The sequence below is a fragment of the Streptomyces sp. NPDC005794 genome, assembly GCF_042871445.1.
Classification (GTDB): domain Bacteria; phylum Actinomycetota; class Actinomycetes; order Streptomycetales; family Streptomycetaceae; genus Streptomyces.
This window is the reverse complement of record NZ_JBIAIN010000011.1, coordinates 130,267-151,603: the sequence shown is the minus strand read 5'-3', so window position 1 is coordinate 151,603 and position 21,337 is coordinate 130,267. Positions and strand designations below refer to the sequence as shown.

General features: G+C 71.0%; 22 protein-coding genes and 2 pseudogenes. 10 read left to right on the top strand and 14 right to left on the bottom strand.

What is annotated here, in order from left to right; genetic code table 11:
• Nucleotides 1–40: 40 nt before the first annotated feature.
• A pseudogene (locus ACFYQ5_RS19545) lies at nucleotides 41–991 on the bottom strand (helix-turn-helix transcriptional regulator).
• Nucleotides 992–1,200: 209 nt separating this feature from the next.
• On the opposite strand from ACFYQ5_RS19545, the pseudogene ACFYQ5_RS19540 reads away from it, so the two are divergent.
• Nucleotides 1,201–1,967, top strand: a pseudogene (locus tag ACFYQ5_RS19540) (SDR family NAD(P)-dependent oxidoreductase).
• A gap of 72 nt (nucleotides 1,968–2,039) precedes the next feature.
• Entirely contained in the window at nucleotides 2,040–2,885 is an 846-nt protein-coding gene (locus ACFYQ5_RS19535) for an SDR family oxidoreductase (protein WP_389198949.1), read from the top strand.
• Nucleotides 2,886–2,921: 36 nt separating this feature from the next.
• On the opposite strand, the gene ACFYQ5_RS19530 is transcribed toward ACFYQ5_RS19535, so the two are convergent.
• The 5 genes from ACFYQ5_RS19530 to ACFYQ5_RS19510 form a co-directional block, all read right to left on the bottom strand.
• Nucleotides 2,922–3,110, bottom strand: a complete 189-nt coding sequence (locus ACFYQ5_RS19530; RefSeq protein WP_389198947.1) for a hypothetical protein — start codon at nucleotides 3,108–3,110, stop codon at nucleotides 2,922–2,924.
• Nucleotides 3,111–3,320: 210 nt separating this feature from the next.
• Entirely contained in the window at nucleotides 3,321–4,046 is a 726-nt protein-coding gene (locus tag ACFYQ5_RS19525; RefSeq protein WP_389198946.1) for an SDR family NAD(P)-dependent oxidoreductase, read from the bottom strand.
• A gap of 155 nt (nucleotides 4,047–4,201) precedes the next feature.
• Entirely contained in the window at nucleotides 4,202–4,528 is a 327-nt protein-coding gene (locus ACFYQ5_RS19520; RefSeq protein ID WP_389198944.1) for a carboxymuconolactone decarboxylase family protein, read from the bottom strand.
• Between the two features lie 166 nt (nucleotides 4,529–4,694).
• A complete protein-coding gene (locus ACFYQ5_RS19515) occupies nucleotides 4,695–5,102 on the bottom strand; it encodes a cupin domain-containing protein (protein ID WP_389198942.1) in 408 nt (135 codons plus the stop codon).
• Between the two features lie 445 nt (nucleotides 5,103–5,547).
• Nucleotides 5,548–6,462, bottom strand: a complete 915-nt coding sequence (locus ACFYQ5_RS19510; protein ID WP_389198940.1) for a helix-turn-helix transcriptional regulator — start codon at nucleotides 6,460–6,462, stop codon at nucleotides 5,548–5,550.
• A 256-nt stretch (nucleotides 6,463–6,718) separates the two neighbouring features.
• Here ACFYQ5_RS19510 and ACFYQ5_RS19505 point away from each other — a divergent pair, with 256 nt between their 5' ends.
• The 5 genes from ACFYQ5_RS19505 (at nucleotide 6,719) to ACFYQ5_RS19485 (ending at nucleotide 10,526) form a co-directional block, all read left to right on the top strand.
• The gene (locus ACFYQ5_RS19505) at nucleotides 6,719–7,735 is read left to right on the top strand and encodes a zinc-dependent alcohol dehydrogenase family protein (RefSeq protein ID WP_389198938.1); all 1,017 of its coding nucleotides are present in this window, start codon (nucleotides 6,719–6,721) and stop codon (nucleotides 7,733–7,735) included.
• A gap of 62 nt (nucleotides 7,736–7,797) precedes the next feature.
• Nucleotides 7,798–8,463 carry an SDR family NAD(P)-dependent oxidoreductase gene (locus ACFYQ5_RS19500; protein WP_389198937.1) on the top strand — a complete coding sequence of 222 codons (666 nt, stop codon included), beginning with the start codon at nucleotides 7,798–7,800 and terminating at the stop codon, nucleotides 8,461–8,463.
• Between the two features lie 193 nt (nucleotides 8,464–8,656).
• The gene (locus ACFYQ5_RS19495; protein ID WP_389198935.1) at nucleotides 8,657–9,004 is read left to right on the top strand and encodes a cyclophilin-like fold protein; all 348 of its coding nucleotides are present in this window, start codon (nucleotides 8,657–8,659) and stop codon (nucleotides 9,002–9,004) included.
• 35 nt (nucleotides 9,005–9,039) lie between these two features.
• Nucleotides 9,040–10,362 carry an MFS transporter gene (locus tag ACFYQ5_RS19490; RefSeq protein ID WP_389198934.1) on the top strand — a complete coding sequence of 441 codons (1,323 nt, stop codon included), beginning with the start codon at nucleotides 9,040–9,042 and terminating at the stop codon, nucleotides 10,360–10,362.
• Entirely contained in the window at nucleotides 10,356–10,526 is a 171-nt protein-coding gene (locus ACFYQ5_RS19485; RefSeq protein ID WP_389198932.1) for a hypothetical protein, read from the top strand. Before ACFYQ5_RS19490 ends, ACFYQ5_RS19485 begins: the two co-directional genes overlap by 7 nt.
• A 302-nt stretch (nucleotides 10,527–10,828) precedes the next feature.
• Here the strand turns inward: ACFYQ5_RS19485 and ACFYQ5_RS19480 are convergent, their stop codons facing one another.
• From ACFYQ5_RS19480 to ACFYQ5_RS19460, 5 genes are all read right to left on the bottom strand, one after another.
• On the bottom strand, nucleotides 10,829–10,960 hold the full coding sequence (locus ACFYQ5_RS19480; protein ID WP_389198930.1) for a hypothetical protein: 132 nt from the start codon (nucleotides 10,958–10,960) through the stop codon (nucleotides 10,829–10,831).
• A gap of 22 nt (nucleotides 10,961–10,982) precedes the next feature.
• Nucleotides 10,983–11,225 carry a hypothetical protein gene (locus ACFYQ5_RS19475; RefSeq protein ID WP_389198928.1) on the bottom strand — a complete coding sequence of 81 codons (243 nt, stop codon included), beginning with the start codon at nucleotides 11,223–11,225 and terminating at the stop codon, nucleotides 10,983–10,985.
• 11 nt (nucleotides 11,226–11,236) lie between these two features.
• Entirely contained in the window at nucleotides 11,237–11,608 is a 372-nt protein-coding gene (locus ACFYQ5_RS19470; protein WP_389198927.1) for a hypothetical protein, read from the bottom strand.
• A 261-nt stretch (nucleotides 11,609–11,869) separates the two neighbouring features.
• Complete coding sequence (locus ACFYQ5_RS19465) at nucleotides 11,870–12,526, bottom strand: hypothetical protein (protein WP_389198925.1); 657 nt, start codon at nucleotides 12,524–12,526, stop codon at nucleotides 11,870–11,872.
• Nucleotides 12,523–12,855, bottom strand: a complete 333-nt coding sequence (locus ACFYQ5_RS19460; protein ID WP_389198923.1) for a hypothetical protein — start codon at nucleotides 12,853–12,855, stop codon at nucleotides 12,523–12,525. The genes ACFYQ5_RS19465 and ACFYQ5_RS19460 overlap by 4 nt, the downstream gene beginning before the upstream one ends.
• A 263-nt stretch (nucleotides 12,856–13,118) precedes the next feature.
• Between ACFYQ5_RS19460 and ACFYQ5_RS19455 the strand changes: the two genes are divergently transcribed.
• From ACFYQ5_RS19455 to ACFYQ5_RS19445, 3 genes are read left to right on the top strand one after another with little or no spacing between them, the layout of a single operon-like run.
• Nucleotides 13,119–16,799 (top strand): CHAT domain-containing protein, encoded by a 3,681-nt coding sequence (locus ACFYQ5_RS19455; RefSeq protein ID WP_389198921.1) that lies wholly within the window; start codon nucleotides 13,119–13,121, stop codon nucleotides 16,797–16,799.
• Nucleotides 16,796–17,467, top strand: coding sequence for a hypothetical protein (locus ACFYQ5_RS19450; RefSeq protein ID WP_389198919.1), 672 nt, complete (start codon nucleotides 16,796–16,798; stop codon nucleotides 17,465–17,467). The genes ACFYQ5_RS19455 and ACFYQ5_RS19450 overlap by 4 nt, the downstream gene beginning before the upstream one ends.
• Nucleotides 17,467–18,120, top strand: a complete 654-nt coding sequence (locus ACFYQ5_RS19445; protein ID WP_389198917.1) for an RES family NAD+ phosphorylase — start codon at nucleotides 17,467–17,469, stop codon at nucleotides 18,118–18,120. Before ACFYQ5_RS19450 ends, ACFYQ5_RS19445 begins: the two co-directional genes overlap by 1 nt.
• Before the next feature lie 217 nt (nucleotides 18,121–18,337).
• On the opposite strand, the gene ACFYQ5_RS19440 is transcribed toward ACFYQ5_RS19445, so the two are convergent.
• From ACFYQ5_RS19440 to ACFYQ5_RS19430, 3 genes are read right to left on the bottom strand one after another with little or no spacing between them, the layout of a single operon-like run.
• A complete protein-coding gene (locus tag ACFYQ5_RS19440; RefSeq protein WP_389198916.1) occupies nucleotides 18,338–19,945 on the bottom strand; it encodes a hypothetical protein in 1,608 nt (535 codons plus the stop codon).
• Entirely contained in the window at nucleotides 19,923–20,711 is a 789-nt protein-coding gene (locus ACFYQ5_RS19435) for a hypothetical protein (protein WP_389198914.1), read from the bottom strand. The genes ACFYQ5_RS19440 and ACFYQ5_RS19435 overlap by 23 nt, the downstream gene beginning before the upstream one ends.
• Nucleotides 20,708–21,325 (bottom strand): hypothetical protein, encoded by a 618-nt coding sequence (locus ACFYQ5_RS19430; RefSeq protein WP_389198912.1) that lies wholly within the window; start codon nucleotides 21,323–21,325, stop codon nucleotides 20,708–20,710. The genes ACFYQ5_RS19435 and ACFYQ5_RS19430 overlap by 4 nt, the downstream gene beginning before the upstream one ends.
• Between the last annotated feature and the right edge of the window lie 12 nt (nucleotides 21,326–21,337).

The following is a 21,337-nucleotide window of genomic DNA, read 5'->3' as shown; positions in this document are numbered from 1 at the left end:
CGCACGCAACCGCTTCGCTTGCACCGGCAGGGCCGGACGGTCACGACACAGGACGTCGCCCCGAGGAGCCGTCCGCCGTATCGACACCGGTGCCGTCGCAGGCGTCAGTCAGCCGATTCGCGCGTTTTTCGGCGGGGTCCGGTGCGGGGGCGGTGCCGATCCAGCTGGCGAGGATGGAGAGGGCCTCGGCGGAGGGGGAGACGGGCTCGGGGGTGAGGATGATGAGGGCCTGGTCGGGGGCGCCGGCGACGTTCAGGGTCACGTAGTCGAGGGTGAGGTCGCCGACGAGTGGGTGGTGGAGGTGTTTGGTGCCGGTGGCGTGGGCCAGGACGTCGTGATCGGCCCAGAGACGGCGGAAGTCCTTGTCGTGCAGTGACAGCTCACCGATGAGTTCGGTGAGCTGGGGGTCGTCGGGGTGGCTTCCGGCGTACAGGTGCAGGGAGGCGACGGTTTCGGCGGCGGCCTTGTCTCAGTGGTCGCCGTACAGGGTACGGGCGTCCTCGTCGAGGAAGAGGTACCGGGCGAAGTTGCGCTCGGCGTGCGGGCGGGCCTGAAAGTCGGTGTACACGGCGGCGGCGAGACGGTTCGTCGCCAGGACATCCGTGCGGCGCCCCTGGACCATCGCCGGGGAGCCGATGGCGTCCAGGGCCTGGTACAGGGCGGGGTGGACGCGCTGGGGGTTGAGCGGCCGCTTGCGCCGAGGCCGAGTATCGGTGGGCTGAGCGAGGTCGAAGAGGTGGGAGCGTTCGGTGTCGTCCAGGTGCAGGGCGCGAGCGACGGCTTCCAGGACCGTGCGGGAGACGCCCCGGGTACGGCCGCGCTCCAGGCGTATGTAGTAGTCGACGCTGACCCCGGCGAGCTGGGCGACTTCCTCGCGCCGTAGCCCCGGTACCCGGCGGGGGCCGGGGTGCGTGGTGAGGCCCGCCTCCTCCGGGGTGATCCGGGCCCGGCGGGCGCGCAGGAACTCGCGGATCTCGGTGCTGTGCTCCATGACTCCACGGTACGGCGGGCGCCGCGGGGGCGGGCCCCGGTAAAGGAGTACTGGCAGGCCCCCGGGAAGAGGGGTGCCCCGTACGGCGCCCCACGCAGGCCCCGCGGGTGGTTGCCTGGATATCGGGCCGCTTCGAGCCCTTGAGCGAAGAAAGAGCACAGTGCCCGCGCATCGTTGCATGCGTGGCGCACCGGCAGAACGGATTCCCCATGACTTCGAAGCTCACTGGCACCGTCGCGCTCGTCACGGGTGCGAGCAGCGGTATCGGCGCCGCCACCGCCCGCCTGCTCGCCGAGCAGGGCGCCTTGGTGGCGCTGGTGGCCCGCCGCAAGGACCGCCTCGACGGCCTCGCCGCGGAGATCGCCCAGGCCGGAGGCGTCGCACTGGCGGTGGCGGCGGACATCACCGACTCCGCCCAGGCTGCGGCGGCCGTGCGGCAGACCGTCGAGCACTTCGGACGCTCGACATCCTGGTCAACAACGCCGGTCTGATGCTGCTGGGCCCTGTCGTCGGTGCGGACCCCACGGAGTGGGAGCGCATGATCTCCGTCAACGTCCAGGGCCTGCTGCACACCACCCACGCCGCCCTCCCGCACCTGCTCAAGGCTGCCGAGGACGACCCGCGTCAGGTCGCCGACATCGTCAACATCAGCTCGATCGCCGGTCGCGTCGCCTGGAACGGCTACGGCGTCTACGACCTGACCAAGTTCGGCGTGAACGGCTTCACCGAGTCCCTGCGTCAGGAGGTCACCCAGCGTCATGTGCGCGTCGGCGTCCTGGAGCCGGGCGGCGTGGCCACCGAGCTGTCCTCGCACAACGACCACAAGCCCGAGATCCGCGAGGCGACCGCCGCCTTCTACGAGCAGACCGAGGTTCTGCAGCCCGAGGACATCGCCGACGGTCTCACCTACATGGTCACCCGCCCCCGCCACGCCTCCATCGGCGAGCTGTGGATCATGCCGACCGACCAGGCCTGACCGCCCCACTCATCTGCACCAATAGCTACTCCCAGGCGCCCACCCCGGCGCCCGAAGGAAACGGATTTCCTCATGAGCAAGGTCGTCTTCGTCACCGGCGCCGGTCGCGGTCTGGGCACGGACATCGCCCGCCAGGCCCTCGCGGCCGGCCACCAGGTCGTCGCCACCGGGCGGCGTCCCGAGGAGGTCGAGAAGACCCTTGGCGGACCGCAAGACAACCTCCTGGTCACCAAGCTGGACATCACGAGCCTGGACGACGCCGAAACCGCGGCCCAGGCGGCGATCGACCGCTTCGGACGTATCGACGTACTGATCAACAACGCCGGGAATTTCTACGCCGGGTATTTCGAGGAGATCACTCCCGAGCAGATGCGCCGGCAGTTCGAGACCAACCTCTTCGGCCCGATGAACGTCACCCGCGCCGTCCTGCCGATCCTCCGCAAGCAGCGCGACGGGCACATCATCACGCTGTCCTCCTCCGCCGGCCTGATCGGCCAGGAGTTCTGTGTCGCCTACGCCGCCTCCAAGTTCGGCGTCGAGGGCTGGATGGAGTCGCTGCGCTACGACGTCGAGCCGTACGGCATCCGTACCACGGTCGTGGAGCCCGGCTTCTTCCGCACCGAGCTGCTCGTTGACGCCTCCACCACCTGGCCCGAGCCGACCATCCACGACTACGCCGAACGCACCCGCGCCACGATCGCGGCCTGGAAGAGCATGAACGGGCAGCAGGGCGGCGACCCCGTCAAGCTCGCCCGCGCCCTGCTGACCATCGCCGACCAAGCCGATCCGCCGCTGCGTTTCGTCGCGGGCGCCGACGCCATCGAGGGCGTCGAGGCCAAGGCCAGGGAACTCCTCGCCCAGGCCCGGGTCTCCCGCGAACTCGGCGGCGACCTCGGCCACGACGACGCCACCGCCTGACGGCTCTCATCTCTACCCATCAGCCGTGACCCACGCTCACTCCGACATGTCCAGGCGCATCCCGAAGTTGCCGAAGACTCCGACAACTGATGTCGCATCCGGGCAGTAGCCACGGCGGACCGCGGGGCACTCGTCGTCGCAGATGTTCCGGGCGAGCTTGTGGCGGGACTCCTCCACGGTGAGCTGCCGGTTCATCTGCCGCCGGCAGGCGAGGCGAAGCTGCACACCTACACCGCCGAGCTGGGTGCTCCCGACGTGCTCGTGTACAACGTACGTGCAGGCGCTGCACGCACAGCCGACGGGCACTGGCGTGCACGCGACCAGCGTCACGATCGTGGGCGAGATCGGTGACGGCGAAACGCGACTGAACGTCCCTGTACCGAGGGGCTCCACATCGTCGACGTGGAGCCCCTCGGTGCTGTGCGCGGTGACCTCTCAGAGTGCGGTGCCCGTCTCCTCGGCCAGTGCCTGCAGAAGGCGGTCCTGGAACGATTCGTCGCGGACTGAGCGGTGCGGCTCCAGCCGCTCGCGGTGGTACCAGTACCCGCCGCTGGTCAGGGCGTCGGGTTCGTCGCTGGTGGCGAGCCACTCCTGCGTGCGATGGCCTTGTTCCAGGTCGTCCGGTGCGCCGGCGCCGCCCATCTTCGTCGGTACCCAGCCCGGATCAACGGCGTTGCTCAGCGTCTCGGGACGCAGGCGGGCCACCACAGCCGCGAGTGCCGTGACGAACAGCTTGCTGTCGGAGTACGAGCCTGCGCTCTCGCCCCGCCAGTCGACCCCGTCGGGCAAAGGGTGCCCGCCGACATGAGAACTGCTGCTCATGTACACCAGTCGGCGCGGCCCGCGGAGCAGAGCGGTGAGCAGGTAGGGCGCGATGATGTTGACCGGCATGACCGCCGGCCCGCTCCACACACCGGCGTTGTGGATGACCGCGTCAAGCGGCTCCGTGCCGTTGAGCTCCGCGGCGATGCGCCGTACGGCGTCGCGTTCCATGAAGTCGCCCACCACGAGGCGCGCTCCCCGCTCGACCAGCGGGTCGAGGTTCCTCGCGCGCTCATCGTTGCGGGCGTGCACCACCACGTCGTGCCCCGCGGACAGCAGGGAGTCCGCCGCGCGCCACCCGAGGCCGTCCGCGGAACCGGTCACCAGAATCCGACCCACGATCACACCACCCCGTCGGCGGAGGCGCCGGTGCACTCGGCACCCGGACTCGAAGTGGTGGCGCCCGCGGGGCGTCCCCGCTCGTCGGCACCGTGCGTAAGTGCTCCTGGCATCGGAGTGCTTCCTTCTGTTCATGGTCGTCCCACCCGGGGTGCTCAGGCTGCGAAGACCTGCTTCGCGACCGTGATCGCCGTCATGGCTTTCGGCCAGCCGGCGTAGAAGGCGAGGTGAGTGATCGCCTCGATGAGTTCGGTCTCGGTGACACCGTTCTCCTTCGCCCGTCCGAGGTGGAAGCCGAGCTGGCCGGAGTCGCCGCCGGCGACGAGGACGGCGATGGTGATCAGACTGCGGTCGCGGGCGGCCAGCTCAGTGCGGTTCCAGACTTCTTCGAACAGGACGTCGTCGGTGAGCTCGGCGAGCTTCGTCGCGAAGTCACCGATCGTGCGCCGACCGCCGCCGATCTGCCTCTGCTGGTCAGTCATCACATTTTCCTCTCGTCGGTCTGCGTGCCGCAGGCCCAGGGCTGGTGCATACGCGTGGGCCGTGTGTTCATCGTTTCCGGAGTGGTGCACGCCGCCGGGCCCGTCCGGGAGGTCATCCGACCGACCGGCCGTACCCCCCGGCGTGCCGCGGCGCGACGGTGTCCGGTCAGCGGGTGCGGGGGCGGTCGTACTGCTCGTCGGCGACCGGCTCGTTCCAGGTGGTTTCCTCACTGCCGTCGCCCTTGCTCTCCCACATGGCGATGTGTTCCATGAAGCGGCCGGGGGTGGCGCCGTGCCAGTGCTCCTCGTCCGGGGGGCAGGTGACCGTCTCACCGGGGTGGGCCTCGAGGACGGTGCCGTCACGGGTGCCGATGAGGGCGACGCCGGCGACAACGTGCAGGGTCTGACCCACAACGTGGGAGTGCCAGTTCGTACGGGCCCCGGGAGAGAAACGGACCAGGTTGGCACGCATCCGGGACGGCTCCTTGCCCGCGTAGATCACGTCGAACCAGACGTCGCCGGTAAACCAGTCCGCAGGAGCCTTGACCGTGTCCTGCTGCTTGACGAATTCCATGGTGTCTCCTCGGAGGTGGGGTTGTGGGTTGCTCAGGCAGCGGTGTGGGCGAGGCCGGAGCCCAGCTCGCCGGAGACGTCGACGAAGTCTTTGCTCATGATGAGGACGTGCTCCAGACAGACGGGAAGGAAGGAAGAGAGAAGGGGCAGCATCCGGCCGCGGTATCGCGTCGGCGTACGGGGCGAGGTGCGTGCATTTCCTGTCTCGCACGGGCACTCCTCGACGAAAGAATGCGGTGCACCCGCCAGTAACACTCTGCGTCAGGCAGTGCCTTCCGGCAGCGGGTGCACCCCAGAGCCCAGGTGGGTGCCGGGTCTCGCCGATCGCTCCGTCTTCAAGGAAACCGCAGGCCAAAAACGTGAGGAAGGGCCTGCTGAGGCAGGTACTGGCAGAACCCCCCGGACGTACGCCGTCCGGGGCCTGTGACGTTTCTTCACGATTCCCCTCACGACGCTTCGTGAGGGGGCGGCCCGCCGCCTGCGTGGCGCGTGAGGTGTCCGGTTTCGTGTGTGGCGGCCCAGGACGCGAGGAGGCGTAGTCCTTCTTCGGAGGGGGAGGCAGGTTCGGCGGTGTAGATGGTGAGGGTGAGGCCGGGCTCGGCGGCCATTTCCAGGCCCTCGAAGGCGAGGGTGAGCTCTCCGACGGCCTGGTGGCGGAAGCGTTTGGTGCCGGTGCCGTGGTGGCGGACATTGTGGGCGCCCCAGCGGGTGCGGAATTCCTCGCTGCGGGTGGACAGCTCGCCGACGAGGTCGTGAAGATCCTTGTCGTGGGGGTTGCGGCCGGCTTCGGTGCGCAGGATGGCGACGGCGATGTCGGCGGCGGTGTCCCAGTCGGGGTAGAAACGGCGGGATGCGGGGTCGAGGAAGTTGAAGCGGGCAAGATTCGCCTGATTGCCAGGGACTGCGTAGACGTCGCTGTAGAAGGCTCGGGCGAGCTGGTTGGTGGCTAGGAGGTCCATGCGGCCGTTGCGAACGAAGGCGGGCCCGGCCGTGATGGCGTCCAGCGTCCATTGCAGGCTGCGGTGTGGTGTCCACTGCCCCTTGGCGCGCCGGCGGCGGGGCCGGGTGAGGGTGTCGGAGCCGTCGGCGGCCTGGGCCAGATGGAGTAGGTGGGCGCGTTCGGCATCGTCGAGCGCAAGGGCCCGGGCAACGGCTTCGAGGACGGCCGGGGAGACGCCGGCGAGGTTGCCGCGTTCGAGTTTCGCGTAGTACTCGACGCTGACATCGGCCAGGGCCGCGACCTCGCTGCGGCGCAGACCTGGGACGCGGCGCCTGCTGCCGGAGGGGAGTCCCGCCTGCTCGGGGGTGATCTTTGCTCGCCGCGAGGTCAGGAACTCGCGGACCTCTTCACGGTTGTCCACCCCTGGACCGTACGTGCCGCACGCCGTGGAAGGGATGCACTGCTGGTACACCCCTCGACAGTGACTCGCTCGGAGCGCCGGGAGCGGGTTGCCTGGATGGCGTGGCGCTTTGCGTCCGACCGTGAACGCGGTCGGACTCGAAGCCCGCACCCCGCCCGTGGGCGGCGCCCCCGCCGCTCGTCCCGGGCCCGCAACCGCACCCGGCGCCTGCCGGTACACCCCCGTACCGCACGCCTCGGCACACAAGGAGCCCCTCATGCGCGGCACAGTGATCCACGCCCCCGGCGATGTCCGCTTCGAGACCCTGGACGACCCGAAGATCCTCCACCCGACCGACGCGATCATCCGTACGGCCGTTTCCTGCGTGTGCGGCTCCGACCTGTGGCCCTACCGCGGTCTGGAGCCGATCGGCGACCCGCACCCGATGGGGCACGAGTACGTCGGCTTCGTCGAAGAGGTCGGCAGCGACGTCACCTCGGTCAAGCCGGGCCAGTTCGTCGTCGGCTCGTTCGCCACCTCGGACAACACCTGTGCGAACTGCCGCCATGGCTTCCAGTCGAACTGTCTGCACCGCGAGTTCATGAGCACCTGCCAGGCCGACTACGTACGCATCCCCAACGCCCAGGGCACCCTGGTCGCCACCGGCGAGGTTCCCGGCGTGGAACTCTGGCCCGGCCTGCTCGCCGTCTCCGACGTCATGGGCACCGGCTGGTGGGCCGCCGACGCCGCCGAGGTCAAGCCCGGCTCGACCGCCGTCGTGGTCGGCGACGGCGCGGTCGGCCTGTCCGCCGTGATCGCGGCCAAGGAGATGGGCGCCGAGCGGATCATCACCATGTCGCGCCACGAATCCCGGCAGAAGCTCGCCCGCGAGTTCGGCGCCACCGACGTCGTCACCGAGCGCGGAGACGAAGGCATCGCACGGATCAAGGACCTCACCGGCGGGATCGGCGCCGACAGCGTGCTGGAGTGCGTCGGCACCGCGCAGGCCATGCGGCAGGCCCTGCACACCGCCCGCCCCGGCGGCAACGTCGGCTTCGTCGGCGTCCCGCACGAGGTGGCCATCGACGGCCAGGAGCTGTTCTTCTCCCACGTCGGACTGCGCGGCGGCCCCGCCCCCGTGCGCCGCTACCTGCCTGACCTGATCGAGCGGGTCCTGTCGGGCCAGATCGACCCGGGCAAGGTCTTCGACCTCACCCTGCCCCTGGACCAGGTCGCCGAGGGCTACAAGGCCATGGACGAGCGCCGCGCCATCAAGGCACTCCTCAAGCCCTGAGTACCACGGCCCGGGGCCGGGCGCCTGACCGGCCCCGGCACGCACCACACGAAGGATCAACCATGACCACTTTCGCTCTCATCGGAGCCGGCCCCGGCCTGGGGCTGGCCACCGCCCGCCGCTTCGGCGCCGCCGGCCACACCGTCGCGCTCATCTCCCGCAACGCGGAGAAACTGGACGGCCTGACCGCCGAACTCGCCCGTGACAACATCCAGGCCCGCGCCTTCACCGCCGACGTCCTCGACACCGAGTCGCTCACCGCGGCCCTGTACGCGGCTGCGGCTGCCCTGGGGGCCATCGAGATTCTCCAATACAGCCCCGTGCCCCGCGCCGACTTCATGAAGCCGGTCCTCGACACTCACGCCGCCGACCTCGACGCGCCGCTGTCCTTCTCCGTCAAGGGCCCCCTCACCTGCGTCAACACCGTCCTGCCCGGCATGCGGGAGCTCGGCCGAGGCACCCTGCTGTTCGTCAACGGCTCCAGCGCGGTGCGGCCCAACCCGAACGTCGCCGGCACCTCCATCGCATTCGCCGCCGAGAGCGCCTACGCGGCCATGCTCCACGAGGCACTCGCCCCACAGAACATCCACGCAGCCCAGCTGATCATCCCCGGTGCGATCCACCCGGACGCCGAACACTCCAGCCCCGAGGTCCTGGCCCAGCGCCTGTACGCCCTCCACACCGAGCGCAACGGATTCCGGCACTACGCCGAACCCCTGTTCGGCTGACCCGCTGGCCGGCCCTCATGAAATCCGCAGCCCGCCATGCCCTGGTCCGCGCTGTACCGGCAGCCGCGCTGCTGATGGCCGTGACCGCCTGCTCCGACGGCGCACCACCCGCCACGCCGTCCTCCGCAGTGTCCTCCGGGCCGCCGATGACGTCGGCATCCACCGCACCGTCCGACCCGCCAGGAGCACTGTCATGGACATCCGCGTCACCCTCGACGGCCGCCCCGTCGACGCCACCTTGAACGACAACCCTGCTGCCCGCGACTTCGCCGGGCTTCTCCCGCTCACCTTGGATCTGGAGGACTTCCACCAGACGGAGCGGGTCGCAGATCTGCCCCGCAAGCTGGACACCTCCGGCGCTCCCGAGCCGGCTGCGGCCCAGGCCGGGGACCTGGCCTACTACGCGCCCTGGGGCAACCTGGCGCTTTTCTACCGCGACGGCCCCTCCACCGACGCCGACCTGCTCGTCCTCGGCCACATCGACGCCGACGCCGACCGGTTGGCGGGGGCCGACCGCATCACCATCGAGGCCGCCTCCTGACCCCGTCGGCCACTTTCACGGAAAGAAGCACACGTATGCCCTCCCCGACCGGAACCATCCACGGCAAGCTGCCCCTCGTCGTGTGGGTGCTCGCCGCCGGTACGTTCCTGATGGGAACCACCGAGTTCGTCATTGCCGGACTGCTGCCGGAGATGGCCGGTGACCTCGGCGTCAGCGTGTCCCAAGCGGGTCTGCTGATCACCGCGTTTGCCGTCGGCATGATCGTCGGCGGGCCGGCCATGGCCCTGGCAACCCTGCGCCTGCCGCAGCGCAGGACGTTGGTTCTGGCCCTTGCGGTCTTCGCCCTGGGGCACGTCGTCGCGGCTCTCAGCGGTTCCTTCACCGTCGTGCTGGTCGCCCGCGTCGTCACCGCTCTGGCCACTGGGGCGTTCTGGGCCGTCGGGTTCGTCATCGCCACCGGCGCCGCGGGCCCTGCCAACTCCACGAAGGCGGTCGGCGTCATGATGGGCGGCCTGACGCTGGCCAATGTCATCGGAGTGCCGATCGGCTCTCTCGCCGGCCAGGTGACCGGGTGGCGCGGCCCCTTCTGGGCCCTGGCCGTCCTGGCCGGCCTGGCCGCGGTGTTCGTCGGCCGGTTCATCCCCCGGACGGAGCAACGAGCCCAGGTGTCTGTACGGGCCGAGGTCCGGGCGCTGCGGCAGGGCCGGCCGTGGCTGGCTCTGGCCGCCGCCGTGCTGATCATGGGCGGTGTCCTGGCCGCCTACACCTACATCACCCCGCTGCTGACCGACCGCGCCGGCATCCCGGCAGGGGCCGTCCCGCTGGTCCTGATCGCCTTCGGCATCGGCGCCTTGGGCGGCACCGCCATCGGCGGCCGACTCGGAGACCGCCGCCCGATGGCCACCACCATTACCGCCGCCGCGGCCACCGCCCTGACGCTGCTGTTGCTGATCCCCCTGTCGACCGGCCCCGTCATGGCCGTCGTCCTCATCTTCCTCATGGCCCTGGCCGGGTTCACCGTCAACCCGGTCGTCACCTCGATGGCTGTGCGCTCCGCCGGCGACGCCCCCACCCTCACCTCGGCGCTGACCACCTCCGCCTACAACACCGGCATCGCTGCCGGATCCGCGATCGCCGGCATGGCCCTGGACTCCTCCCCCGGCCTGACCGGGCCCGCCCTGGTCGGGGCCGTCTTCGCCGCGCTCACCCTGCTCCCGCTCACCGCGCTCGCACTGAGCGGCACACGCCACCGCACGCCGATCGTCGCCCCGCGCTCGACGCCCACCTGCGTACGGGAGGACGCCTCCAGCCCGGCACCGCCGGCCTCCGCTCCGAGCGCGTCACCCTCACCGACCGCACGGACGTCGGTCCCGGCGACACCGCCGTCAACGTGCTGACGGCGACGATCGAGCAGTACTCGTACACCGGCGCCCGCTTCGAGTACCAACTCGCGGTCGGCGACCTACGGGTCCACGCCGAGAACGCCGAGCGCCACACCGGCCGCGAGATCAACCTGCTGATCCGCCCCCAGGACTGCCTGCTGTACCCCCAGGCGAACTGAAGCGGAGTACATCGGCACCTGACCGGTCGCGGGTCGAATCCCGGTCGCGCGCGGCCGCAAGGGAGCCAGTCCAACTCTCCTCCATCGCCGCTCACGGTCGGGCAGGCGGTGGATGCCCGCGTATGCCCAGAGACGGGCGGGGAGAAGAAGTCACCCTCCGGACGGTCTGCCCCACCACTCCGCGGGGGTGCGCGGGTGGCCGGCGTCGGGTTCGGGCGGGACGGGTCGTCTCCTTGCAGCCCACGGCAGGCAGCCGCCCGGTGGCCCCACGCTCGCCGCCGCACTCGGATCGGCTACTCGGATCACGTACTTCGGCCCCGCTCGTCCTGGCGCTGCGCGGCGCCGATCGCGTCGGCCAGCGTCAGCAGCACCGTCGCGCCTTCGTGGAACGCCTCGCTCATCTGGGTCACCGCCCGCCCGGCGGCTTTCACCACGTCGGAGGCGAGAACGCCCGTGTCACCGGCCCACCCGGTCGACCTGGTCGAAGACGCTGCCGACGTTGCCGACCTGGCCTCGGTAGAGGGATGCCAGGCCCTCGAGAACACCTTGGTCCCCACCCGGTGCGGGCACCGAGAGGGCGTCCTCCATCAGGCCGAGAACCTCGTTCTTGCTCCCGGCAGCGAGCATTTTCTTGGACAGCCCGGCGAGCCACGCGAGGCGGAGGGAAGGGGAGTCGAAGGGAGAGGGGAAGAACGACACCGGCTCACCTCTCAGTAGCTCGACAGGGCCGAGCTGCGCCCGCCCTGCGTCGGTGTGCCGGTGGGACCGCTCGTGTCGTCGACGGAGACACCGTCCACGCTCGTCCTCACCAGACCGTCGGTGCCACGGTAGGCGTTCTTGGCCAACTGCACCTTGCCACCGAGCTCGTGCAACGCCGACGCCAGTGTCTTGGCCTCCGACTGCCATGCCTTGACGAACGCGTTGAGCGCCGACGCGGCGTCATCGCCGCCGGCGTCGTCGTACGAGTAAGTCGTGCGGGATTTGACGGCCGAGCTGACGCCGTCCATATCCGTACCGGCGTCGTCGAGTTGCCCGGCCTGGCCGGTCATACCTGCCTTGATCTGGTAGTTGTCGAAGCCCACCGAGCCTCCCCCGTATGCATTCGATCCCGTATGCATTCGATCATGATCACGACGGGCTAACACTCGCTGCATATACCGAGAATCACATGTCATCCGCTGTACACACCTCCTCTACATCACCCACCCCACGGCACGTCCGAGCGGTCATCCCGGCCCAGGCGATCGGCTGCGACTCGCCGTAGGCGTGCGGCACGTGCGAGCTGACGCCGCGGCCACCCCACCGGCCGGTACGCGGATCCCGCACCCGGGGACGTCGTCACGTCACCGGTCGCCACCGGCCGCCGGGCAGGCGCCGACGGCACCCAGCGACACGACGTCGGTGAGATCCACGGTCACCTCGCCCGTCTCGGTCCTGAGCGTCAGGCGCCCGGCGGTGACGCGCACCGACTCCCCGCAGACGCTCTCCGCACCGGTCCTCACCACCAGACGCGGTGCCTCCTTGACCGGGCCGTACCAGGTCAGACCGACCGCGCCGACCAGTGCGGCACCGCAGGCGAGGGTGAGCAGGACACCCAGGCGCAACGCGCGCACGACGCTCAGCGTCTCCAGATGGTCGCCCACCTCGAGAAGGGCGGGGGCCGTTCCCACGCCCAGGGGGAGCCGGAGCAGGCGTGGAGCGCCGTGGGCCGCGCGCAGCAGGAGGAGCGCGCCGGCCGTACCGCAGAGCAGGGAGAGCAACAGCGCCCCGCCCACCGCCGAACCGTAGGGCGCGGCGAGTTTGCTGACGTCGGTGCGCCCCTTGACCAGCCCGAAGCCGAGCAACCCGACGAAGAGCCCGGCGAGTCCGTGGCTCCACGCCCGCGCGGCCTCACGGGCCAGCGGCAGTTCGTTCGCCAGCAGTTCCTGGGCCCGCCGGGCCGCCCTGCGGTGCGCGGGCGTCGCGGGCGTCCCCGGCGTGGCACGCCAACCGGCCGTCACCGCCTCTCCAGCCGGACGTTCCAGTAGGCGCCGCAGCCCGCTTCCCCCTCCGGACGCCCCGGATGGCCGGTGGCGCAGGTGCAGTGGACCGGGATCTCGCCGTCGCCGAGCCGGCGCCGCGCACCGCGGAACGTCCGCCGGGTGTGGACGTAGGCACAGGCACAACCGCATCGCGGGCATGCGCCGCTGAGCACCGCCGTCTCCTCGTTGACGTGTGTGATGTCCAGACGGGCCGTATAGGTGGCCGCGTAGTCGTCCTCGGTCGTCTCGTGGTACGGGACGGCGGACCGTCCGCCGGGTCCCGCGCCTCCCGGTGCCGTAGCCGTCACGTCCGTCGTCCCCTCCCCGTGCCCGCGTGCCTCCCGCGGTGCGGTGTGCGGCACCGGCGTCCGGTACGCCGGTCGTCCGCCGGACCAGCACATCACGACGTGCCCGGCTCTCCGTGATCCCGCCCGGAATACGACCGGTTCGGGAAGGAAAGGGGTGAACGCCGGGCGAAAGGCGGTCGTTTCCCGGTCGCGCGCCGGTGGCCCCCGCCAAGGAGCCGTGGCGGACACGGCGAACGGGCATGATGGCACCGGGAGGGGGACGGATGGACGACGCTTCGAAGGAGTCGCTGCCGACGCGTGCCGAGGGGGTCCTGGCGCGCACCACGGAGTTCTCCGTTCCGAAGGATCCCGCGCAGTACCGTGGCGTGCGCGGACGCGAGCTGGACGACGCGGTCATGGAACTCAGCGTGCTCGCCACCGAGCTGAGGGGCGGGCCGGAACACGAACGGATCCTGGCGCTGGCCGAGGCACGCCTCGGGAGGTTGACCGCCGTCAGGTTCGTCCTCGAAGGGGTGGCCGAGGACCTGTCCCGGGCGCGCGAGCTGCTGGAGGCCGCCCGTGTGTCCGGGCTCCTGGCGGAGGACGCGCGTCGCGACGCGCACAACGACCTCACCCGCTTGCTGGCTTCACGACTGGTGCGGCTCCAGGCGGAGACGCCGCAGACGCGGAGCCCCCGGCCGGACGGCATGCGGCTGGACGATCTGCGGCTGGCCCTGGAGATCGGCAGGCCGGCCGACCAAGGCGGTACGGGCGTCATGGAGGACACCTACCGGCTGGCCCAACTGCTCCTGGGGGACCGCACACTGGACCTGCCGCCCCAGGTCCAGGGCCATCTCACCACTGTCGTCACCGCCACGGAGGCCATGCGGCGGGGTGACCTGCCGGCGCTGCTCGCCTCGGCGAAACAGCTCCTGGAGGGCGACCATGACGGGGGCTTCATCCTGCCGCAGGTCGTGAACTCGCTCGGGCCCGCGGTCCTCTCGATCCTTCCGGACGGTGCCCGGGAAACTCACGCACAGGGCGTGGAGGACCCACCGCGGACGCAGGAGGACCCGGCGGCCCATCTGTGGGAGGTCATGGCCCTGGCCGAGGCGAGGGACCCCGGGATGCTGGCCCCCGGGGAACTGCCCGAACTCATCAGGATTCTGACCGCCGCCCCCGAGGGGAGCCAGGACGGACCTCCGCTGTCGTCACGGATGATCGCGTCCCTGTCCCACTTCTCGGTCGCCATGCGCACCGGAGACCTGACCGGGCTGAACTCCGCGCTGAATCTCCTCCACGTGGCGCTGACAGAGGACGAGTTCACCGCGCAGCAGTTCTCCGACTGGTTGATGCCGGTGGCCGCCGGCATGCTCACCGGCGCCTCCATGGCAGGGGGCAGCCTCCAGGACCAGGAGCTGGCGGATGCCATCCTCCGCGATCTGGAGCACGTCGCACCGGAGAACACCCCCGACGCGTTCGTACTCCGCCTGTGCGGAGGCTGTGTCCGTCTCAGGTCCGACCTGGACAAGGCCCTGGGTGCCCAGGACGTGGACGGCGTCGAGTCCGTGATCACCCAGCTCCAGGACATGGCGGACGAGGTCGGCGAGGCGCGCGAGGCCGACGAGTGGGTGGAGGGGATGGTCTCCTCGCTCTTCGGCGTCTCGTACCTGGGGCTCGCTTCTCTCACGGGTACGGTCGACGACGTGCGGATGGCCACGCATCATTTCGAGCGGTTCCTCGAACGGACCGAGGGTGCCCCCGCCATGAGGGCGATGGCCGACACCATGTCGGCGCCTCTGCTGGCACTGATCGCGATGGTCGACAAGGACCCCGGCCGCCTCGCCGAAGGGATCGAGCGGACGCGTTCGGTCCTGTCGCGCCCCGGGTTGACCTTCGACTTCTCGACGCGTGTCCATTCCGCCCTTGCCATCGGGCTGGACACACTGCACGACCTCACCGGCGAAGCGGCTCATCTGGACGAGGCGATCGAGGAGATGGACCGGGCCAGGGAAGAGCTGCCGCCGGGGGCGCCGGGCACGGTCTCCGTACACCGGATGTACGCCCGGATGCGGGCCCGGCGCGCCACGATGCGCCTCGGCACGCCGACGCCCGGGGAGGCCGCTGCGCCCGACGCGTCCGCGTCGTCCGCGTCGTCCGCGTCGTCCGCGTCGTCCGCAGATCTTCGGGCCGCGGTCGGCGCCGCGCGGGACGCGCTGAGGGCGTCGGCCGACAGCGTGCTGCTCCAGTCGGAGGCCCTGCACGCCCTGCGCACGGCCCGGGAGGCGGCCGACCTGGGGCGCGAGGCCGCGCTGTGGGCCCTTCGCGCCGGGGACCTGGAGGAGGCCGTCGGCTGCTCGGAGGCGGGCCGTTCGCTGGTCCTCCAGGCGGCGGCCGAATCCTCGGCGGTGGCGGAACGGCTCGAGGCGCTCGGTGCCGACGGGCTCGCCGGGCGGTGGCGTGCGGCCGAGTCTGCGAGGGGCGCCTCCGGCACCGTGGCGACGTCCAGGTCCCCGCTCGACATGCTGCTGTCCAAGTCCTTGGAGGACAGTCCGGAACTGCCCAGCGAGGTACGGCGGAAGTCACTGGCGCTCCTGCGCGACGAGGAACAGCCCCTCGACGCACCCGCGTCCGAGGTCGTGGCAGCCTTGCGCACCGGTCTGACGCGGTGCGATGCCGACGCGCTGATCCACCTGCTGCCGGGGGCAGACGTGGGGGACGGCGCACTGCTGATCGTCCCCAGGGAAGGACCGGTACGGGCTGTCCCGTCACCGGGCCTCTCACAGGGCGGACGTACACCGGTGACCGACTTCCTCGCCGCGGCGGCGCACCGGCAGAAGCTGACTCTGGCGGACGTCGAGGCGTCGCACCAGGAATGGGACCGGGCGGACAGGGCGTGGACGTCGGCGCTCGCCGCGCTGTGCGACTGGGCGGGCGGTGTCCTGGGCCCGGCCCTGGACGAACTCGGTCTGTGGGAGAGGGCGCTGCGCGAGGCCGGGCTGGTCCGGCGACCGGGACAGGACAGCACCGACGGTGCGGCCGTGCGGCTGGTGCTCGTGCCGTGCGGCGAGCTGGGTGTCGTGCCGTGGCAGGCGGCCGTACTGCGCCCGCCCGCCGGATACGGAGGTCCGGCAAGCGTGCACGCCTGCGAGATAGCGGTCGTCTCGCACGCCGCCTCGGGGCGCGCGTTCCTGCGGGCCGCGGCCCGGAAGCGGATGCGTCCGGCCGACCGGCCCGCCCTGGTGTTCCACGGCTACGACCTGGAGTGGGCGGAGGACGAGGTCGAGAAGCTGAAGAACGCCTTCTACCCGGACGCACTTCACCACGCCGAGGACCACGGCACCCCGCCGACCCCTCGGACCGTGATGACCCTGCTCAGGAACGGTGGCGAGGACACCGCCTCGCTGGTGCATCTCGCGTGTCACGGTATGGCCGGCCCCGACCCCACCACCTCGGCGCTGCGTCTGGCCCTGCCCGAGGAGGGGGCCGGCGACGACCCGGCGGCAGGCCGTCTCACCCTCAGCACGCTGCTCGACGCGCCGTCCGACGGGGACGCGTTCCGCTCCCGCGGACCGCTGGTGGTGTGCAGCGCGTGCGAGACCGACCTCACCACGCGTGACCACGACGAGGCCCTCACGGTGACCTCCGTCCTGGTGCACCGGCTCGCGGCGGACGCGATCGGGTCCCGGTGGCAGGTTCCCGACGGGGCCTCGGAGATCCTCATGCTCGTCCTCCATGACCGGATCGCCACCGGCCTCGCCCCGCCCGACGCCCTGCGGGCGGCACAGCGCTGGATGCTCACCCCGCCGGACCTGCGCCCTGCGGTGCCGGCGCTCGAGGGGATATCCGAGTACCGGCTCCGTGAGGTCTTCCGCGGCCGGCCCGAGTCCTGGGCCGCCTTCGTCCACCAGGGGAATCTGGCACCGGCCGTACCGTACGAGAGGGGACAGGGGCACCGGACATGAACATCACGGACCTGCTCACGTCACTGAAGGAGAACGCCGTTCTGCTCCGCGGTGAGCTCGACGGCAGCACACGGGAGGTGGTCGTCGCCGCGCTGCGCGAGATGCGCGACGAGGCGGCCGCCGGCCGGGCCCCGGGCGCCGCCCGTGCCTTGCGTGGCCTGAAGCGGGCGCTGTCCGCGCTCCCTCCTGGCCATCCCGTGGTGCCGCACCTGGGCGGCCGGCGCTACGCGTCCGGCGCGCTGCGACTGCCGCCGGTCGCGCAGATCACGGAACTGATCGACATCCTCGGCGAACCTCCGCCGGATCCTGCGGAGTTGCGGCGCGCGGCACGTGCACACCTGCTGTCCGCCCCTGCCCTCTCCTTGGAGGAGTACGCCCGCCTGCTGGGCACCGGGGCCGGGAACGGGGCAGCCGGACTGATCCGGCTGCCCGATCCCGGGAGCGGGCCGCGGTACCCGCGGTTCCAGTTCAGGGCGGGTACCGCCGAGCCCCTGCCGGTCGTGCGGCGGGTCAACGAACTGCTCCAGGCGGACATGGACCCCTGGGGAGCTGCCGACTGGTGGCTCGGCGGCAACGTGTGGCTGCACGGTGTCCCGGCGGAGCTTCTCGGCACGGTGCCGGACGACGACCTCGTCGGCGCCGCGTCCGCTCTGGTGGAGGCCGGCTGATGCCCGGACAGATCCCTCCCGAAGGCGTCGTCATGCAGCCTGTGTTCACCGTGCTGCCCGCCGGGTCGCTCGTCTGGCGCTGCCACGTGGACGACTACGGCGTAGGGGACTTCAACCGCCGTAAGGCGCACGAGCACTTCAAGGGCAGCCGGTTCGACTCCACCGAGATCGACCCCTACCCCTATCTGTACGCCGGGCTCGACCCGGTGACGGCACTGGCCGAAGTGCTCCTCAGATCGGTGGAGTTCAGTGACGGGACGGCTGCCCGGCAGATTCCGTGGGCACAGGCGTCGCGGTACCTGCTCTCGGCGGTCCGTACGGCCTCGGACGTGAGACTGGTCGACATCTCGACCGCCGAGGGCCTGGCCGCGGTGTGGCAGGACGAGTGGCTGGTGACCAGCCTGGAGTACGCGCAGACCAGGTACTGGGTCCGGCTGATCCGTGAACACAGCGAGGACGCGCAGGGGTTGCGCTGGACGTCCAAGCGGTGCATGCCCCGCCGCGTCGTGCAGTTCTTCGGCGACCGGTGCGGCGAACACCTTCTGTCGTCCCCGCCGGAGGAGTGCTACCGGCTCGACTCCCCCACCGATCTCAAGGAGATCAACCGCATGCTGAGCCCGCTACGCGCGGTGGTTTCGGAGCCGGAGGTCTGAGAACCGCTCCCGCTCCGCGCGGGAGCGTGTCCCGTGCGACGGTGCGCGCGTCCGCCGGGGTGTCCGCGGGCGGAGAACCCGGTACGTCGGAGCGGGCGACCCGGCCACCGGGCAACCCACGACCCCGTCGATCAGGCACGCGCACGCGTCAGGCCGCCCCAGGACTCCCGTCGTACGGGGGCCTGGGGCGGCTGAGGGCCGGCCGCCCGGCGCGTCGCTAACGGCGCGCGGGGGGCGGCAGCAACGGCCAGTTCCGGAGCAGCTTCATCGCGGCCTCGGTCACCGCGGGATCGCCGGACCGGGCCCCCAGCTCGTCCAGGTAGGCGGCGGCCGCCGCGTCGTAGAGCGCGTGCACGGCGCGGATCCGGTCCTCGGTCGCCTGCCTGCGGTCCTCCCGCCGCGCCTCGGCCGTGTTCACCGTGGCCCGGGCCCGTTCCGTGGCCGCTACGCTCTTCTGGCGGAAGGCCAGCAGTTCCGCGCGGTGTTCCACGGCCGTCCGGTAGGCGTCGAGGAAGGCGTGCTCCCTGAACATACCGAGGAGCAGCCCGATACCTCCGGAGAGAAGCAGCAGGGCGCAGAACATGGCCGTGACGGTCTGCGGTGCCAGGTCCAGCCTGTCGATCAGGGACGCGGTCGCACCGCCGTCCACCCCCTCGAAGCCGCCGAGTTCACCGCCGGTCTCCGGGCTGTCCTCCTGCTGCATCAGGTACTTGGCACGCAGAGTGCCGAGCAGCACGGTCAGCGCGGCCCACACCCCGAGCAGCACGCACGCCGGTATCCACGAGCTCCGGACGGACCCGGTGGTGGCTCGCCACCTCAGCATGCGTCCCGCCAGGTGCGGCAGGAACACCATGACGACGGCGGCGGCCGCCGCCAGGGTGACCGTCTGGGCCTGGGCGGTGAACGCGCCGATTCCGTGGAAGGGCTCGAACGCGGCGTAGTAGATGGGGAGTTCGACCAGGACGATCAACAGGAGCATCGCCCAGTTCAGCCAGGCGGGTATCCCCGGCCGTTTGACCAGCCCCTCCCACGCATCGCTGGCCGGAGGGTCGGGACGGTCGAGCGGACGATGGAGCGGGGTGGTGTGCGGCGCCCCGTCCTGGGAGTCGGCGGGTCGTGGTGCCTCGCCGGTACGGGGCACCGACTGGAGGGCGTCGGGGCCCTCCCCGTCCGGGTCCGTCCGCCGCCCCTGACCCGGCTCCGCCTCGGGCGGGGCGCTCCGTCCGTGGTCGCCGCTGCCGTGCCCCTCGCCGGAACGGGGGCCGGGCACTGTGGCCGCGGGGAAGGTGATCTCCGTCCACTGCCGCTCCAGCCTCGACCGGATTCCGTCACGGAACCGGTTCCAGCGGGTGGCGCGCCGGGCGAGGAGATCGAGCTGTCCCTTGGCGGTGGCGATCTGTTCCGCCGCCTCGCTCAACCGGTGGTCGATCAGCTCGGTGTCGTTCCCCCACCGCGTGACCTCGGACTCGGCACGGGCGTCGTCCAGTCTCGCCCGTTCCTCCGTGAGGCCCGCCTCTTCTCCCGTCCGCCCGATCACGCGGTCACGCACAGAGGCGAGTTCGACGAGATAGGGCACGCGGTCACCGCTCTGGAGGACCCAGGGGTCCAGCATGCCGCGCTTGGCCGCCTTGCTCCCCCTGTCACGGGCGGTGCTCAGCAGCTTCCGCTCCGCCCGGTCGTCGAGGACGGTGGAACCGCCCGTACGGGCCCGGGGCGCGCGGTCGGACCGGTCGGCCTGTCGGCTCTCCTGCCGTCTCCGGGGAGACGGCAGGAGAGGCGGGTTGCGCCGCTGCCGGCGCGGATCACTGGTACTTGGTGTTGACACGGGCCTTCGCTCTCCCTTCGAGAACTTCCGTCCAGAACCCCTCGAACAGCTTCTGCTGGCTCGGCTTGCTCGCGAACTTCATGCCGTAGCCGACGGGGAAGATCTCCATCCCTTTGATTCCGGGCAGGCCGCGTTCCTCGACGAGGGAATCTATGGTCGCGGCGCGGTTCGCCTCCGTGGCGATTTCGTCGTTCGTGACGAGTGAGAATTCGGGGTCGGCCTGCTCGAAGTCGCTCACCACGAGCAGCTTGGCGCTCGGGCCGTCGGCGGACATCTTCGAAGCGATGCGGCCGATACCGCCCCACACGTCGGAACCCGGCCGGTCGTCACGAGCGCAGTCGAGTTCCTTGAGCGCTTGTTCCGCGGCGGCCAGGAACGCCTGCCGACGCTGCTTCTCCTGGTCCGTGGTCTCGTTGTGCGGCGGGTCGAGGTCCACCGGTTCCACCTTGCAGGACGAGCTCATCGAGGTGGAGGTGATGGGCGCGAAGTCGACGGTGCCGCACTTCTGGTCCTTGAGGAAGGGGATCAGCGAATCCTTGAGTTTCGCCTTCGCGTCGAACCCGTCCTTCGTCGCCTCGCCCGAGCCCGATCCGTCGACGACCACTCCGCAGGGCGTGGTGAGCGGCTCCGCCGGTTGGGAGCACGAGACGAGGCCGCCCAGCAGCACGGCCGGCCCGAGCAGGCCGAGGAGCCCGCTCGCACGGGAGGAGCGGGATCGCGCCGAGGAGTGCGCGGTGACCTTTCCTGCGAGCGGGGAGTTCCTCATCGGTCGCCGCCTGCCCGGACCGTGCGGGCGGCGGTCTGGCTGTCGAGGATGGCCAGCGCCTGCTCCACCGCCGCCGGATCCGCCCCCGGGGCCGGTGTTCCGGCTCCGTACCACCGGTCGGGGAGCAGACCGTCGTCGAGACGGTGCCAGGTGGGGTCGAGTTCGGCCTTGCCCGGCAGCCACCTGGCGGGGCGCCGGTCCTGGACGTCGGCCGACAGGCGGGCGTGTGCCCAGACCTCGTCCCAGTAGCAGGACAGAAGGTGGTTGGCCTCGTCGACGAGGCCCTGGGCACGCGACCGGCAGACCGCAGCCGAACTGCGCCAGTCGCCGACCGTCCTGCCGAACCTGGCCAGCGCGGCCGGGGCGGGATCGTTTCGCACCGTGTACTGGGTGACCACGCGGACGGATTCCGCGTGGATCGTCCCGACGAGTCCGCGCTTGCTGTGAAGCAGCCGTGACCGCAGTCGTGTGGTTCTGCGCGTGACCTGTGCCCGTACGCCCATGACGTAGGGGGGCAGCCGGTCCCCGGGCGGCCGGCGGTCGGGAACCGCGTCCGCCATGAGGTACAGCAGCCCCTCGGCGTCCCGTCTGCCATGACTGCGTGCGATGGCCACGGAAACGTGACC

What these genes read in the sequence shown, in the direction of transcription:
- ACFYQ5_RS19490 (WP_389198934.1), top strand. Translation starts at nt 9,040, where the DNA reads ATGCCCTCCCCGACCGGAACCATCCACGGCAAGCTGCCCCTCGTCGTG.
- ACFYQ5_RS19515 (WP_389198942.1), bottom strand. Translation starts at nt 5,102, where the DNA reads ATGGAATTCGTCAAGCAGCAGGACACGGTCAAGGCTCCTGCGGACTGG.
- ACFYQ5_RS19435 (WP_389198914.1), bottom strand. Translation starts at nt 20,711, where the DNA reads ATGAGGAACTCCCCGCTCGCAGGAAAGGTCACCGCGCACTCCTCGGCG.
- ACFYQ5_RS19450 (WP_389198919.1), top strand. Translation starts at nt 16,796, where the DNA reads ATGAACATCACGGACCTGCTCACGTCACTGAAGGAGAACGCCGTTCTG.
- ACFYQ5_RS19520 (WP_389198944.1), bottom strand. Translation starts at nt 4,528, where the DNA reads ATGACTGACCAGCAGAGGCAGATCGGCGGCGGTCGGCGCACGATCGGT.
- ACFYQ5_RS19505 (WP_389198938.1), top strand. Translation starts at nt 6,719, where the DNA reads ATGCGCGGCACAGTGATCCACGCCCCCGGCGATGTCCGCTTCGAGACC.
- ACFYQ5_RS19455 (WP_389198921.1), top strand. Translation starts at nt 13,119, where the DNA reads ATGGACGACGCTTCGAAGGAGTCGCTGCCGACGCGTGCCGAGGGGGTC.
- ACFYQ5_RS19500 (WP_389198937.1), top strand. Translation starts at nt 7,798, where the DNA reads ATGACCACTTTCGCTCTCATCGGAGCCGGCCCCGGCCTGGGGCTGGCC.
- ACFYQ5_RS19445 (WP_389198917.1), top strand. Translation starts at nt 17,467, where the DNA reads ATGCCCGGACAGATCCCTCCCGAAGGCGTCGTCATGCAGCCTGTGTTC.
- ACFYQ5_RS19495 (WP_389198935.1), top strand. Translation starts at nt 8,657, where the DNA reads ATGGACATCCGCGTCACCCTCGACGGCCGCCCCGTCGACGCCACCTTG.
- ACFYQ5_RS19535 (WP_389198949.1), top strand. Translation starts at nt 2,040, where the DNA reads ATGAGCAAGGTCGTCTTCGTCACCGGCGCCGGTCGCGGTCTGGGCACG.